General features: G+C 34.4%; 13 protein-coding genes. 3 read left to right on the top strand and 10 right to left on the bottom strand.

What is annotated here, in order from left to right; genetic code table 11:
• Window positions 1-19: 19 nt before the first annotated feature.
• Complete coding sequence (locus DNC80_RS13305; RefSeq protein ID WP_182651630.1) at window positions 20-472, top strand: FixH family protein; 453 nt, start codon at window positions 20-22, stop codon at window positions 470-472.
• A gap of 61 nt (window positions 473-533) precedes the next feature.
• Window positions 534-1,235 (top strand): sulfite exporter TauE/SafE family protein, encoded by a 702-nt coding sequence (locus DNC80_RS13300; protein WP_182651629.1) that lies wholly within the window; start codon window positions 534-536, stop codon window positions 1,233-1,235.
• A gap of 68 nt (window positions 1,236-1,303) precedes the next feature.
• Here DNC80_RS13300 and hemN read toward each other — a convergent pair whose 3' ends face one another.
• From hemN to DNC80_RS13270, 6 genes are all read right to left on the bottom strand, one after another.
• Window positions 1,304-2,668 carry an oxygen-independent coproporphyrinogen III oxidase gene (gene hemN / locus DNC80_RS13295; RefSeq protein ID WP_182651628.1) on the bottom strand — a complete coding sequence of 455 codons (1,365 nt, stop codon included), beginning with the start codon at window positions 2,666-2,668 and terminating at the stop codon, window positions 1,304-1,306.
• A gap of 134 nt (window positions 2,669-2,802) precedes the next feature.
• Window positions 2,803-4,767, bottom strand: coding sequence for a DUF349 domain-containing protein (locus DNC80_RS13290; protein WP_182651627.1), 1,965 nt, complete (start codon window positions 4,765-4,767; stop codon window positions 2,803-2,805).
• Between the two features lie 307 nt (window positions 4,768-5,074).
• Window positions 5,075-5,824 carry a shikimate dehydrogenase gene (locus DNC80_RS13285; protein ID WP_182651626.1) on the bottom strand — a complete coding sequence of 250 codons (750 nt, stop codon included), beginning with the start codon at window positions 5,822-5,824 and terminating at the stop codon, window positions 5,075-5,077.
• Entirely contained in the window at window positions 5,811-7,220 is a 1,410-nt protein-coding gene (locus DNC80_RS13280; protein WP_182651625.1) for a lipopolysaccharide assembly protein LapB, read from the bottom strand. Before DNC80_RS13280 ends, DNC80_RS13285 begins: the two co-directional genes overlap by 14 nt.
• Window positions 7,221-7,371: 151 nt before the next feature.
• Entirely contained in the window at window positions 7,372-8,559 is a 1,188-nt protein-coding gene (locus DNC80_RS13275) for an aspartate aminotransferase family protein (protein ID WP_182651624.1), read from the bottom strand.
• Between the two features lie 105 nt (window positions 8,560-8,664).
• Window positions 8,665-10,296: an OstA-like protein gene (locus tag DNC80_RS13270; RefSeq protein ID WP_182651623.1), complete on the bottom strand. Its 1,632-nt coding sequence runs from the start codon at window positions 10,294-10,296 to the stop codon at window positions 8,665-8,667.
• A gap of 274 nt (window positions 10,297-10,570) precedes the next feature.
• On the opposite strand from DNC80_RS13270, the gene DNC80_RS13265 reads away from it, so the two are divergent.
• Window positions 10,571-12,439, top strand: a complete 1,869-nt coding sequence (locus tag DNC80_RS13265) for an alpha-amylase family glycosyl hydrolase (protein ID WP_182651622.1) — start codon at window positions 10,571-10,573, stop codon at window positions 12,437-12,439.
• 55 nt (window positions 12,440-12,494) lie between these two features.
• Here the strand turns inward: DNC80_RS13265 and DNC80_RS13260 are convergent, their stop codons facing one another.
• The 4 genes from DNC80_RS13260 to DNC80_RS13245 all read right to left on the bottom strand — a co-directional run.
• Window positions 12,495-13,268, bottom strand: coding sequence for a superoxide dismutase (locus DNC80_RS13260; protein WP_182651621.1), 774 nt, complete (start codon window positions 13,266-13,268; stop codon window positions 12,495-12,497).
• A gap of 7 nt (window positions 13,269-13,275) precedes the next feature.
• Complete coding sequence (locus tag DNC80_RS13255) at window positions 13,276-13,545, bottom strand: acyl-CoA-binding protein (RefSeq protein ID WP_144892650.1); 270 nt, start codon at window positions 13,543-13,545, stop codon at window positions 13,276-13,278.
• A complete protein-coding gene (locus DNC80_RS13250) occupies window positions 13,545-14,198 on the bottom strand; it encodes a phosphatidylserine decarboxylase family protein (protein ID WP_182651620.1) in 654 nt (217 codons plus the stop codon). The genes DNC80_RS13255 and DNC80_RS13250 overlap by 1 nt, the downstream gene beginning before the upstream one ends.
• Window positions 14,188-14,745: phosphatidate cytidylyltransferase (locus tag DNC80_RS13245; protein ID WP_182651619.1), on the bottom strand; the 558-nt coding region annotated here is incomplete at its 5' end. The genes DNC80_RS13250 and DNC80_RS13245, both read right to left, overlap by 11 nt.

The following is a 14,745-nucleotide window of genomic DNA, read 5'->3' as shown; positions in this document are numbered from 1 at the left end:
ACAAGCAAATAGTAAGAACATGAAAATAAATTGGGGAACAGGAATAGTAATTGCTTTTGGATTGTTTATTACATTCATTTTGTTTTTTGTATTTAAGGTACAGTCTGATTCTAAATATGATAATGAATTGGTAGTAGAGGAGTATTACAAGCATGATGCTCATTTTGCTGAGGAGATGACTCGCGTACAAAATGCTGCTGATTTGCCTCAAAGGCCAATTATAAACAACAAAGCAAACGGAATAGAAGTAGAATTTCCTAAGACTTTTGAAACCAATAAAATAAAAGGGAAAGTGTCTCTATACAGGCCGTCTAATAAAAAATTAGATTTTGAAATTCCTATTTCATTATCTAATGCTACAACTTTGCTCATTCCTAAAAAAAGTTTAGCAGGCGGCCGTTGGGACATTAATATGGAATGGCAATACAACGGAAAATCATATTTGTCAAAGGAAACGGTTTACGTGAGGTAAGTACTAGAAATCATTTCAACAAAATATTCTTCATTATTTCTTAGATCAATAAGAATACAACATGTTTTACACAGCAATTATATTTGGTTTATTAAGCAGTTTTCATTGCATTGGGATGTGTGGTCCTATTGCTATGATGTTACCTGTAGACAGGAATAACTCCTCAAAAAGAGTTTTACAAATAATCACGTATCATTTGGGTAGAATTTCAGCTTATGGCACTATAGGATTTGTATTTGGTTTAGTGGGCAAAGGTTTTTTTATGGCTGGAATACAGCAGCAACTTTCTATAGGGATAGGAATTGCAATGATTGCAGTGGTACTTATTCCTGAAAAGTTATTTGCTAGATATAATTTTTCTAAGCCTATATTTAAACTCGTGGCTAGTATTAAATCAACTTTGGGAGCACAGTTCAAAAATAAAAGTTACAAGTCATTGTTTACAATAGGTTTACTAAACGGATTTTTACCTTGTGGTATGGTTTACGTTGCCTTATTTGGAGCTATTGCTATGCAAAATGCAAGTTGGGGTGTTGTATACATGACACTTTTTGGGTTAGGTACCGTACCGCTCATGAGTAGTATTGTTTTAATACAGGGATATATTACAATGCCTATGCGAAACCGAATTCAGAGATTAATTCCCTATGTGGCGATAACAATGGGATGCTTGTTTATTTTGCGCGGTTTAGGTTTGGGTATTCCATACGTATCGCCGTCTACAATGAGCTTGTTTATTCAATCTAATGCCACTTGTCATTAATTAATATGTTTTCTCATAAACAATAAAGCACGCCTTGAGCGTGCTTTATTTTTTTGTAAAAGTGGGTATCAAATTGTCATCGAAAAAAGAGCCGTTTCTGGCGCTTTTCTTTTCAATCTTAAGTCAAATGCCATTCCTATATTTCGAATATAAGGTTTGCCTTTTTCAGTAATTGCAAGGCTATTTTCATGTATCACGATAAGAGCGTCTTTTTCCATTTCTTCTAGCTGCTCCAGTACTTCTGGGAGTTCTTCAAAATATAATGAAGTATCATGCCAAGAAGTTTCAAATTGGCACATTAAATTTAAAATGTGTTTTCTAATGATGAGGTCTTCAAGAGTTAAGATATGACCTCTAAAAACTGGCAGTCTATCCCATTCAAGCAATTGGTAATAATCGTCTAGATTTTTAGCATTTTGAGCAAAACCATACCAGCTGTCACTTATTGAGGATACGCCAAGACCTATCATTAACGGAGTTTTTGAAGCACTATATCCCATAAAATTACGGTGTAAAGTTTTTTCTTGAAAAGCAATGTAAAGTGCATCGGTTTCTAAAGCAAAATGATCCATCCCTATTTCATGATATCCATTCTCATATAATAATTCTTTACCAGTTTCATACAATTGCCTCTTTTTATCATCTTGTGGCAAATCTTCGTCATTAAAACCGCGCTGCCCATTTCCTTTTATCCAAGGTACGTGCGCGTAACTGTAAAATGCCAATCGGTCTGGTTTAAGGGATTTTGTCTTTTCAATAGTGTCTATTACATCGTCAATTTCTTGAAACGGTAATCCATAAATAATATCATGACCTATTGATGTATACCCAATAGCTCTTGCCCAGAAAGTTACTTTCGCTACATTATGAAACGGTTGTACTCTGTGAATAGCGTTCTGAACCTTTTCAGCATAATCTTGCACCCCAAAACTTACTCTTCTAAAACCTAGCTCATATAGTTTTTGTAAGTGAGCATAGGTTGTATTGTTAGGATGCCCTTCAAAACTGAATTCGTGATCTACAGATTTATTGGCATGCATGAAAATACCATTTATTAAGTCCTCTAAATTTTGAGTCGAAAAAAAAGTAGGTGTACCACCGCCTAAATGTATTTCTTTGATTGTAGGTTTTTCGCCCAATAAATTGCAATATAAAGTCCATTCTTTTAAAACGGCCATAATGTATGGATGTTCTACGGCGTGATTTTTTGTAATTCGTTTATTACACCCACAAAAAGTACATAAGCTTTCGCAAAATGGCAAGTGAATGTACAAACTAAGACCTTCTTGAGGACCACTTTTACGAAATGATTGTTGTAACGTTTGAATCCATAAATCACTAGTAAAATCACTTTCATCCCAGTAAGGAACGGTAGGGTAGCTAGTGTATCTAGGGCCGGGTACATTATATTTTTGAATCAAAGAATTTTTCATAATAGATCATTTTAGCACCTCAAAAGTAGGGCGAGTCTATCAAGATAAAAATGATAATTATCATATAGAATTGTCATAAAAATAAAAAACCCCAATCCTGCTGGATTGGGGTTTACTACCTTGTGGGTAAAAATCTATTCTTCTATTTTAATATTTTTTAATTGCTTTAGTTTTTCTTTCCATACATCAAGACTTTCTTTGTGAATGGCAATGTTTTTACGAACTTCTAATACAATTGAATTCTCTTTCTTTGCATTACGAGTATTGGCAAAAAACTGAATGTTGTTTTCCAATTGAAAAATTTCATTTTGAACTTCATCAATCTTACGCATGATGAAAATTTTCTCACTATCTAGTTTTCTAGAATCATTACTTTCAGATAATTGATCCATTCTGTTAGCAAAACGCATCATGTCAGTATCCTTTTTACTCAAGCTTAATTTTTCAAAAAGAGCATCTAGAATTTTGTTGAATTTCCCTTCAATATGTCTTCTAGCAAAAGGTACTTTACCAAAACCTTTCCAGTTTTCAATATGAAGTTTTATAACATCAAGATCGGTTTTATGATCACCTGTAAGTTGAAATTCTCTCAGCGATTCTAGATATGTTTTTTTACCTTCAAATGCAGCAACTTCTTCACTGTTTTCTTCTTTTTTATGTTCTTTAAGGTGTTCAAAATAGTGGTTGCAAGCTTCTCTAAACTCTTTCCATATTTTGTCCGAATACTTTCTAGGAACATGACCTATTTCTTTCCACTCCTCTTGAATTTGCTTCATTATAGGTGTAGTGGCAGCAAAATCAGTGCTTTCTTGTAGTGCTTTTGCTTTTGCTACAAGTGCAGTTTTTTTAGCAAGATTGTCGTTTTGATCTTTTTTAATGTCTTTATAGAAAGAATTTTTAAAAGAATTAAAATTACGTACCGCATTTTTAAAAGCACTCCAAGTTTCCTCATTAACTTCTGAAGGAACTTTTCCAGCCGAGAAAAAAGCAGTGCGCAATGCCTCAACCTTTTCTATTTGGCCTAGCCACTGCGAGTGAGCATTCACTTTTTCAGTAGCCAGAACTTCAATTTGAGCAATAATGGCTTTTTTATTTTCTAGATTAGCCAACTCAACTGCACGCTGATTTTCAAATAAAACTTCACGTTTATCGTGCATTTTTTTAGTCAAATCGCTAAACTGATTCCAGATTGCATCTCGGTGTTCTCTTGAAACAGGACCTATATCTTCTTTCCAGATTTTGTGTAAATCTTGTAATTCTCTAAAAGCTTTATTAACATCTTTTTCAAGAACCAGTTCCTCAACACGGGCAACAATTTTTTGTTTTAATTCAAGGTTGTGTTTAAAATCAAGGTCTCTCGCTTCACGATCAAGATGTAAATAATCATAAAAATTTTCAACATGAAAATGATAATTATTCCACACATGGTTGTACTTATCCTTAGGAATAGCCCCTGCATTATTCCATCGCTCTCTTAAATCATTAAAATGTTTTAAGGTGTCCTTGATATTAGCTTGCGGATTTATAAGTTCTTTTAATTCCTCAACAATAGCAAGCCTATTTTCTAGGTTATTTTTTAGGTTAGTTTGTAAACTTTTAAAATGAGCATTCTTTACCTCACGAAATTGTGAATACAATTTATCAAACTGACTTTTTAATGGAGAGTGGTATTCAAACTCTTCAGTAGAATCTTGATTTTCAGCAAGGAATTCCTCTTTCTTTTCTTCAACTAAGTGGTTGTATTTAGCTAAAAAAGCTTTCTTTATTTCTTCAATATGATCCTTGAAAGCAAGTGCTTTATCGCTAGAAACAAAACCTTTAAGTTCCTCAACAAGCTCCTCAAGTGCAAGTGCATCATAATCCTTCATAGGAATTTCATGGCGCTCTTTCAACGTTTCATCTTCGCTTTCCTCTGCATTACTAGCAGCAATCGCATCTGTTGCAGTAGTGGCATCAGCTTCAATTAGTACAGCTTCGGGTTGCGTTATTTCACTTAAATCATCTTGAGTTGCAGTAGTAGCATTCAAGATTGTTTCGGTACCATTTCCATCTGCATCTTCTTGATGTTGATCCAGGTTGTCATTCTTTTCTTCTAACATTTTTTTAAATGTATAAGGTTTCTAAATAATATTGAGTCCGAAAGGTAGTAAAGCCTTACCAAAATACAAAATATACAAGCCATTTTATTAATCATACATCAAATGATGTTTTTAATTGAGAGCTTTCTCCAGCTGTACGCTATATCTTTAGGATCCTGAAAAAAATCAGGACCCTAAAGGATGCCGCTTCCATCTGGGCTAGGGATCTAGAATATAACAGAAAATTTTTAAAACAGAAGTGTATAAAATTAGTTGTAAAACTCTCAATAGCTTAACTTTAAAAAAAAGTTTTTAGCGGGATTATTTTTTACTTATTCCATATTTTCCACGCTTTTTCAGCTTGAAAAATAAGCATATCTAAACCATTTTTTGTTTGAGCGCCTTGTGCGGCAGCTTTTTTCAAAAATTGTGTTTCTGCGGGGTTGTAAATCAAATCGTAGGCAATGTGCTTCTCTGTAAAAAACGAATAGGGAAGTAGCGGGAAAGCGTCAGTATTTGGGCTTGTGCCTACTGGCGTAGCATTAATTATGATTTGGTAATTATCAAATGTTGTAGCATTAATTCGATCATAACTTATACTTGTATCTGTAGCTTCTCTAGATACAAATACATAAGGAATGTCAAGCTCATCAAGAGCAAAAGCAACGCCTTTAGAAGCTCCACCTGTGCCTAAAATTAAGGCTTTCTTGTGATGAGGTTGCAGTAAGGGTATCAGGGATTTTTTAAAGCCAAAATAATCTGTATTGTATCCTTTTAGTTTGCCTTTTTTTGTAGCTCGAATGGTATTTACGGCACCTATAAGCGCAGCTTTTTTGGATAAGGAATCTAGATAAGGAATAACCGTTTCTTTGTAAGGAATGGTTACATTAAGTCCTTGTATATCTTTGTTTTCAAACCGAATTGTTATAAAATCTTGAATGTCTTGAATGTCAAAATTCTCATAAGTACAACCTTCAAAACCTGCAGCAGCAAATTTCTCAGTAAAATATTTTTTAGAAAAAGAATAACTGATGTTACGTCCTACTAACCCAAAACGTCTTGTATTACTCTCCGTCATTTGTACCCGTATATTTTTTGATGTGGTTTTGCACTGATTTTTTCTCCCAAACAGATGGGAAAGAATTTTTTAATAACTTTGAATTGGCGGCATTGAGTCGTAAGGCATTACTCAAATGAAATTTTGCCTTCGTTGTATCGTTTAGTAAATAATATAAACCAGCTAATCGGTATTCAATTTCGTTTTCTTCAGGATAATATTCGGTAGCCTGCAAAAGTGTTTGAACAGCTGCCATAAACTCTCCTTGAAATTGTAAAATATCTACCCAAAAAAGCCAAACATCAAGGCTTGTTTCTCCATATTCAACAGCTTTTTTATAGCCAAAGGTTGCTTCTTCAAAAAATCCCATTTTTTTGTTGATACTTGCAAATCGTTTCCAATACAGTTTGTTTTGATTGTCAATAGCAAGGGCTTTGTTTACAAAATAGAGTGCTTTTTGATAGTTTTTTTGACGAACATAAAAATCGGTTATGGCAATCCAGCCTTTATCTAGTAAAGGATCTTCATGTACAGTTTGATTATAATATTTGAGTGCTAGAGCGGTATTGCCAAGTTTTTCATGACATTTTCCCATTCGCAACAGCGCATAAGAAGTTGCATCATCTAACTCAATAGTTCTGCTGTAACTTTCAACGGCTTTTTCATAATTTTTAAGACGTTCGTATGCTTTTGCTTTTTCCATAAAAGCGCCCACAAATTCATCATCTATCAGCGTTGCATATTCATAAGCACGTATAGCTTCTTCATATTCTTTTACGCTGTAATGCAAACGCCCAAGTTGGTGCCAAGCAATTTCACTATACGGATTTTTATCAATGTATTCTTTTAGAAATTGAATTGCATCTTGATTTTGATCCAAAAATTCAAAGCAATATACCACGTTATACAACGCTGATTGATCTTCAAGATCTTCTTCAAGACAATTGATAAAATTGGTTTTTGCCATTTCAAAATTGTCCATAAACAAATACTCCATGCCTATTAAATTATACACATCGGCAAGATCATCTGTATATTTAAGTGCAATTTTTAAGAGTTCAACAGCTTTTTCATGTTGGTCTCTTTTAGAGTATATATTTGCTTTTTGAATGTATATTTCTTCATTATTGGGTTCAATAGCATACAACTCATTCAATATTTTTTCAGCGAGTTCTAATTTATCATCATACACAAGCATCTCGACTTGCACGAGTTTAAGCCCTGTTGCTTTAGGATGTTGTTCCAAAGCTAATTTGAGGGCTTTTTTTGCCAAAGTGGCTTTGCCCATATCCAGATAATGAAGGATAATTTCTTCAAATTCTTCGGAGTCGAAAAAGAATACCTTGTTGGTTTTCAACATGGACTCAAATTTTGATAAGGATAAGTTATAATCTTCTTCTTCGTTGCTTAATTGCATACTTTGTGTTTTTAATTTAGCCTAACTAAAATTAGGTAATCGTGGGTGTACTGTGAAGGTAATTAAGAATTGTTGTGAACAATTTAATTAACAAAAAAATCTTTAGTTAATAACGGAAAACAGGAGTAGATCCTAATTGTATATTTAAAGATTAATTTTTATTCATCATTTCATCCATCACTTCTAGAACAATGCTACAACCTTCTCGTATTTCTTCTTCCGAAATGGTTAACGGAGGCGTAATCCTGATGGCGCATGCTTCAAATAGGAGCCAGAATAAGATAAGTCCTCTATCTTGACATTTTAAAATAACCTCGTTTGTTATATCTGGGCTTTTAGTCATGGCGGCTAGCATCAATCCTTTACCTCTTATTTCTTGTATCAAAGGATGTACCAAAAGCGATCTAAATAATTTTTCTTTCTCAAGGGCTTCCTGCATGATATTAGTCTCTGTAATTTCTTGCAAAGTAGCTAAGCAGGCTGCCGCTATGACAGGATGTCCTCCAAAGGTAGTTATGTGTCCTAACTTTGGATTGTCACTCAACAAATCCATTTGTGCTGATGAAGCTGTAAAAGCACCAACTGGCATTCCGCCACCCATGCCTTTTCCCATGACTACAATATCAGGCACCACATCGTAATTTTGGAAACCAAAAAGTTTTCCGGTTCTACCAAAACCCGGTTGAATTTCATCCAGAATCATCATGGCACCTACTTCATCACAGCGTTCTCTCACTTTTTTGAGATAGTCATTGTGGGGCTGAATGAATCCCGCTCCACCTTGAATGGTTTCTAATAATACTCCTGCTGTTTTGTGCGTTATTTTAAGCAAATCAGCTTCGTCATTAAACGTGATAAACTCCACATCAGGGATCAACGGTCGAAAGACTTGTTTGCGCTCTTCAAATCCCATGACACTCATAGAACCCATGGTATTGCCGTGATACGCGTTGTGACACGAAATCAATTGACTTCTTCCGGTGGTTCTTCGGGCTAGTTTTAAGGCTCCCTCTATGGCTTCAGTACCTGAATTAACCAGATAGGTTTTGTCTAAAGGTGCTGGCAATAATGAGGCTAATAATTTACAATATTCTACAGCTGGACTTTGAGAATATTCGCCGTAAACCATTACGTGTGAATATTTATCCAATTGATCTTTTATGGCTTGGTTGACTCTAGGATGCTGGTGACCTAAGGCACAGGCTGATACGCCTGCTACAAAATCTAGGTATTTTCTAGAATCTGTTGCGTAGATGTAGGACCCTATAGCGTGTGACACCTCCATGCCTAGCGGATAGGGTGAAGTTTGTGCTTGGTATTTTAAAAAATCTGTGTTCACAAATTATTGTTTAATCGTTTATTGGATGTTTTTTTGTTATTGGCAGCTCTTTACTGTGACTGTTTACTGAAAACTGATACTGTTCACTGTGACTGCAAACTGAGACTACTTCTTTACTTTCTTTTTATCGTAATTCAGCGTTTCTTTCCTAATTTTCATCGGAATATTCCCTTTGCCTTGAGCTGATTTAGTGGCTTTAGCAATTTTTTCATTGTCTTCATTTTCTTCGGGAGGAAAAATATCGTCCTTTGATTTTATACGTTCATCGCCTCGCCAAACTAGGCCTCGTAGTTTTCTAGCATTTTCGGGAAGTTCGTCTTCGGGGAAAATATCTCCATCAACTTCTTGAAAAAAGGTAATGGTTTCGATCTCATTATCAGCCAGTACTAAATTTATTTTACTGCTTTTATTTTTGTTAATTCCTATCAATTCTTGTGCTTCATTACGCATGTAGTAAATGACTTCTGCGTTTTTGATAATATCAACATCGTGTAATTTTCCTTCTAGAAATTTCCCATATAGATTTTGTCCCTTGACTTGATTGTATCCTGTTCCCAAGGTGTCTTTTGAGAGAATAAAAGTATTTTCGAGTACTTTAAGAGAGTCTAATTTTTGAGTGGTTTTATCTCCTATTAAATGCATAACGTCGCCCGTAATTTGGTTTTCTGCGTTCCAAAGTATTGGATTTCCTATCATTTTTGTCAGTCCCATTTTGGTACTAGAATGTATCGAATCACATTTTCCGCTCATATCCTTTTTGAAAAATCGGACGTTATTAAAGGCTCTTATGATTCTGTTTCCTTCTTTTCCAGTAACCATTAGTTTTTTTCCGTGAATATAAACCGAGTCATTTTCGACAAAATTTACTGCTACGGCTCTTTTCGTAACATACATAGAATCTTGTTTTTTAAAAACTTCGGCATAATGTCCTTTGACAATACCGCGGTTTATAGAATCTGTTATTTTTACATTTCGAGTCGCCGATGCAAATTCTCTGTTTCGATCATAATACAAACTGTCACCTTTAATCACTCTGTCGTCGTACTTGATATAGGATTTGTTTAGAAAGTGTGCTAGGTTCTTTTTGGTGTCATAAAATCCTTTTTCGGTGTAAATATAATTGGCTTTACTGGTAATTGTTGAGGGTCCTAAAAGATACGAATGTCCCGAATTACTAAAATAATCCAAATGATTTGATTTGATCACATACGTAGGATTGGTAATCGTAACCGCTGTCAAAAATCGAAACTTCTTTTCCTTTACATAATACCTACCTGAATTACTCTTAAGTGTATTGTCTTTATTGGTAATAGTTCCCGGTGTATCGTAATACGCTTCCTGAATATTTCGGTCAAAATTGATGATATCTGTTACTAAGGTTGCGTCCGGCGAACTCATAACTGCGTCACCAGAAGCATATGCTTTTTTAACATTTGCATTATACTCGGCATATTTACTATTCAAAAACAAAGTATCTCCTTGTACCATTTGTACATTTCCAAAAGCTTTGATGTACTTTTCTTTTGAAAAATAATACGCTTTGTTACAAGTAAGTACAATACCGTCGTGACTTATACGAACGTTTCCCATTAATAAAAGCCCATCTGGAACTTCGAGTTCATTAACTTCTTGAAAATCGGCATTTTCAATAACTAATATTTTGGGGGCTTGCGCCAAAACAAACTGCGAAATCAATAAAACGGCTAGTTGAGTAAGGAAAAAAAGTGTTTTTTTCAATGGATCTAATTTTTGTCAAATTTATGAAAAAGGAAACAATCCTAATCCATATTAGGATTTATTTATAATTAGTCAAAACGGACTTTAAAGGATAGGTTTAGCTGCTAAAAGTTATCAACAAATAAAACTACTCTTTCGTTGTAGTTTGTTCACTAGCACTTAGAATGGTATAATTTTAATTGTTTTTCACTTCATCTAGTATAAAAAAATATTAAATTTAAAATCTGATGTCCATTTGGTGTAAGACCTATTGATATCAGCACTAATGATAACTATGATGAAAAAAAGAACTATTGTTGCGGGTGTAGGCATGGGATTATTGGCAATAGCCTGCAAAACAACTGATTTGAAAATGAATACAACTCAAAAAGAACCTGTTGCACGTAAAAAAGAAGTCGTGTATCAAGTTTTTACGCGATTATTTGGAAATAAAAATACCACCAACAAACCTTGGGGAACTATTGAAGAAAATGGAGTAGGGAAGTTCAACGATTTTACAACAATAGCCTTGCAAGAAATAAAGGATTTGGGTGTAAGTCATATTTGGTACACTGGAGTGCCACATCATGCTTTAATTCGGGATTATACCGCGATCGGAATTTCTAATGATGACCCAGAAGTGGTTAAAGGTAGAGCAGGATCGCCTTATGCTGTAAAAGATTATTACAATGTAAACCCAGATTTGGCAGTAAATCCTGAAAACCGATTGCAAGAATTTGAAGCCCTTATTAATAGAACGCATCAAGCGGGATTAAAAGTGATTATTGATATTGTACCAAATCACTTAGCGCGCAAGTACGAGGGTAAAAACAATCCAGAAGGGGTTCTGGATTTTGGTGCTGATGATGATACTACTTTTGAGTATAAAAGAGATAACAACTTTTATTATATTCCAAATACTAAATTTGAAGTTCCTGATACTAATGCACCTTTAAACGGAGAAGTTCATCCGTTAATTGATGGGAAATTTGAAGAAAATCCAGCAAGATGGACTGGAAATGGCTCCCGAATGGCAAAACCAGATAAGAATGATTGGTACGAGACCGTAAAAGTAAATTATGGTATTCGTCCGGATGGGTCCAAAGATTTTCCAGAACTTCCAGCTCGATATGACAAAAAAACTGTTCAGGAACATTTTGAATTTTGGAAAAATAAAAATGTACCCAATTCGTGGGTTAAATTCAAAGACATAGCTTTGTATTGGACAGCAAAAGGGGTAGATGGTTTCCGATTTGATATGGCCGAGATGGTACCTTATGAATTTTGGAGTTATATGAATTCAGCCATTAAAATGAAAAATCCAAAAGCTTTTCTATTAGCCGAAGTTTACAACCCAAAAGAGTATAGAAATTACATTCATCTAGGTAAAATGGATTATTTGTATGACAAAGTAGAGACTTATGACGCTTTGAAAGCCATCGTAAAAGGTCAAGCTACACCAGATCGGTTGGTAGAAATTCAGAATGGTTTAAAAGACATTGAAAACCACATGCTTCATTTTCTAGACAATCATGATGAGCAACGCTTAGCAAGTCCAGAATTTGCTGGATCAGCTGAAAAAGGAAAACCATTGATGGTAGTTTCAACAACCATAAGTTCAGCTCCTACTATGGTTTATTTTGGTCAAGAAGTTGGAGAAGCTGGCAATGAGAATGCTGGATTTGGAACACATTCAAGAACATCAATTTTTGATTATGTTGGTGTGCCAAATCACCAGCGCTGGATGAATAAGGGCAAATTTGATGGAGCGTTATTAACAGCAAACGAAAAAGAGTTGCGAGATTTTTACAAAAGACTTCTTAACTTTTCATTGAATAGTCCTGCATTGATGGGCGATTATCAGGAGTTGCATACTCAAAACCGTCAATTTACAAAAGGTTATGACGAAAGTATTTTTTCTTTTGTCCGTTGGTCTACAGAGCAAAAATTAATTGTTGTTACTAATTTTTCATCAGTGACCACAAGTACGTTTGAACTTAAAATTTCAAAAGACCTTATTGAAAAGTGGCAATTAATAGATGGTCTATATACTGTAAAAGATCAATTGTATCAAGTTTATTCTTCACAACTAAACGTTTTTCAAGGAAAAGGAACCTTGCAAATAAAGATTAATCCATTAGAATCTTTCATATTACAACTGTAAGGATAAAAAAAAGCTGCTAAAATTTTTAGCAGCTTTTTTTTTCTTTTTAAGAGAACTATTTTATGGCTACAGCCGTATAGTTTTCTTCAATTTTATTCCAGTTGATAATATTAAAAAAATTATCAACGTAGTTTTTTCTTCGGTATTGATAATCCATATAATAGGCATGTTCCCATAAGTCAAGTGCAAGAATTGGTGTTCCTGGAACAATAGCATTTCGCATCAAAGGATTGTCTTGATTTGTAGTTGTTGTAACTTGTAATTTACCCGTTTTATCTACAATAAGCCAAACCCAACCTGAACCAAAATGTTTTGTAGCTTCATCTTTAAAAAGAGACATAAAATTACCGTAGGATCCAAAATCAGTTATCATGGCACTAGCTAAAGTATTTTTAGGCTCATCGCCAGCTTTTGAACCCATACATTTCCAAAACAAACTGTGGTTGTAATAACCTCCCGCATTGTTACGCATAGCAGCATCATTTGGATCTAGTTTTGCAAGCACTTCTTCTATGGTTAAGTTTTCTAGCGGAGTGCCTTTTATGGCGCTGTTTAGATTGTTTGTGTAATTTAAATAATGTTTAGAGTAATGCAACTCCATTGTAGTAGCTGATATGCTCGGAGCTAGTGCATCATACGCATACGGTAGTTTTTCTAATTGAAACGAACCTTCGTCAGCTTTTACATTATCAGGCGATCCCATAACTGTTTTTTGCTCTGTAGCAGTAGGCAAGGGGACTTCAACAACTTCTATTAATTTTTTTTCATTACAGGATACTATAAAAACTGTTGCACAAACTAATGGCAACACATAAAATGCTTTTTTCATGGGTAAATTATGATTTTATTAGTGAGTCAATGATTTCAATATAATATTGTTTGGCTTCATCAGGAGATAAATGACTTATTTGCATCCAAGCGTTTGTTTTAAATGCATCTCTCAAGTGGAACGATGAATTTTGTCTTAAATCAACAGTGCCATAAGTAGCTTGTTTGTAAAAAGCGTACAACCGCAATTGTACATCCTGCGGTAAGGATGCTTGCGTCATATCGGCTGCCTTAGCTACAGCTTCTAGGAATAAAGTATCTAAATCCTTTTTGGTCATTATGCCTTGGTTGCAATAATAGTTTTTCCTCCAATAGCCTTTTGGTTCAATTCCACATTAATAGCAGTTCCCAAAGGTAAAAATATATCAACTCTTGATCCAAATTTTATAAATCCAGCATCGGTACCTTGAGTTACTTGAGTTCCTTCTACAGCATAATTTACAATTCTACGTGCCAGTGCACCAGCAATTTGACGGTATAGGACACCTCCAAAAGTACTGTTTTCTACAACAATTGTTGTTCTTTCATTTTCTTCACTTGCCTTAGGGTGCCAAGCAACAAGAAATTTACCAGGATGGTATTTACTAAACTTAACAATTCCACTCAAGGCATATCGAGTAACGTGAACATTTATTGGCGACATGAAAATAGATACTTGAAGTCTTTTGTCTTTAAAATATTCTCCTTCATATACCTCTTCAATTACTACTACTTTACCATCAACAGGCGCAATTATTTGGTTGTCATTAATAATTACTGTTCTTTTAGGGTTTCTAAAAAATTGTAAAATGATGATCAACAGCAAAAGAGCTAGTATTTGAACAGCCATTTTGAGCCAGTTGGTCTCAATTAAATTGTCAGACAATAAAAGGACAACCGCAGTAAAAATGGTGCCTAGTAAAATAGATTGGGTTCCTTCTTTATGAAACATAATTTAAAATTTGATAGAATAAAAATATTAATGGTGCTACAAATATAACACTATCTAGTCGATCTAGTATACCTCCATGACCCGGCATGATGTTTCCGCTGTCTTTTACGTTTGCAATTCGCTTGAATTTAGATTCAATTAAATCTCCAATAGTTCCTGCAACCCCCACAATAACTGCAATTGATGTCCAAATTAGTATGGAACGTTCACTAAACTCGGGTTTGGCTTTGATGTAATATTTTGATATAAAATATCCTGCAAGAACCGCAAAGAGAAGTCCACCTAGAAAACCTTCAACTGTTTTTTTAGGAGATATTTTTTCTAGTAATTTTGTTTTTCCAATGGATTTCCCAACAATGTACGCAAAGGTATCGTTAGTCCAAATGAGTATAAATAGTCCAATGATAATTTTAGGATTGTAATCAATAACTCCAAAAGATATTTTAGTAATAAACACAAAAGGAAGGATTATGTAACCTAATAGATATAGATATTTTGACGAAGTATTAATTTTTTGGATAGAATCATAAAATAAAAAAAGAATACA

This window comes from Flavobacterium sp. SOK18b (genome assembly GCF_014156605.1).
Classification (GTDB): Bacteria; Bacteroidota; Bacteroidia; order Flavobacteriales; family Flavobacteriaceae; genus Flavobacterium; species Flavobacterium tiangeerense.
This window is presented reverse-complemented; position numbering and strand designations above follow the sequence as displayed.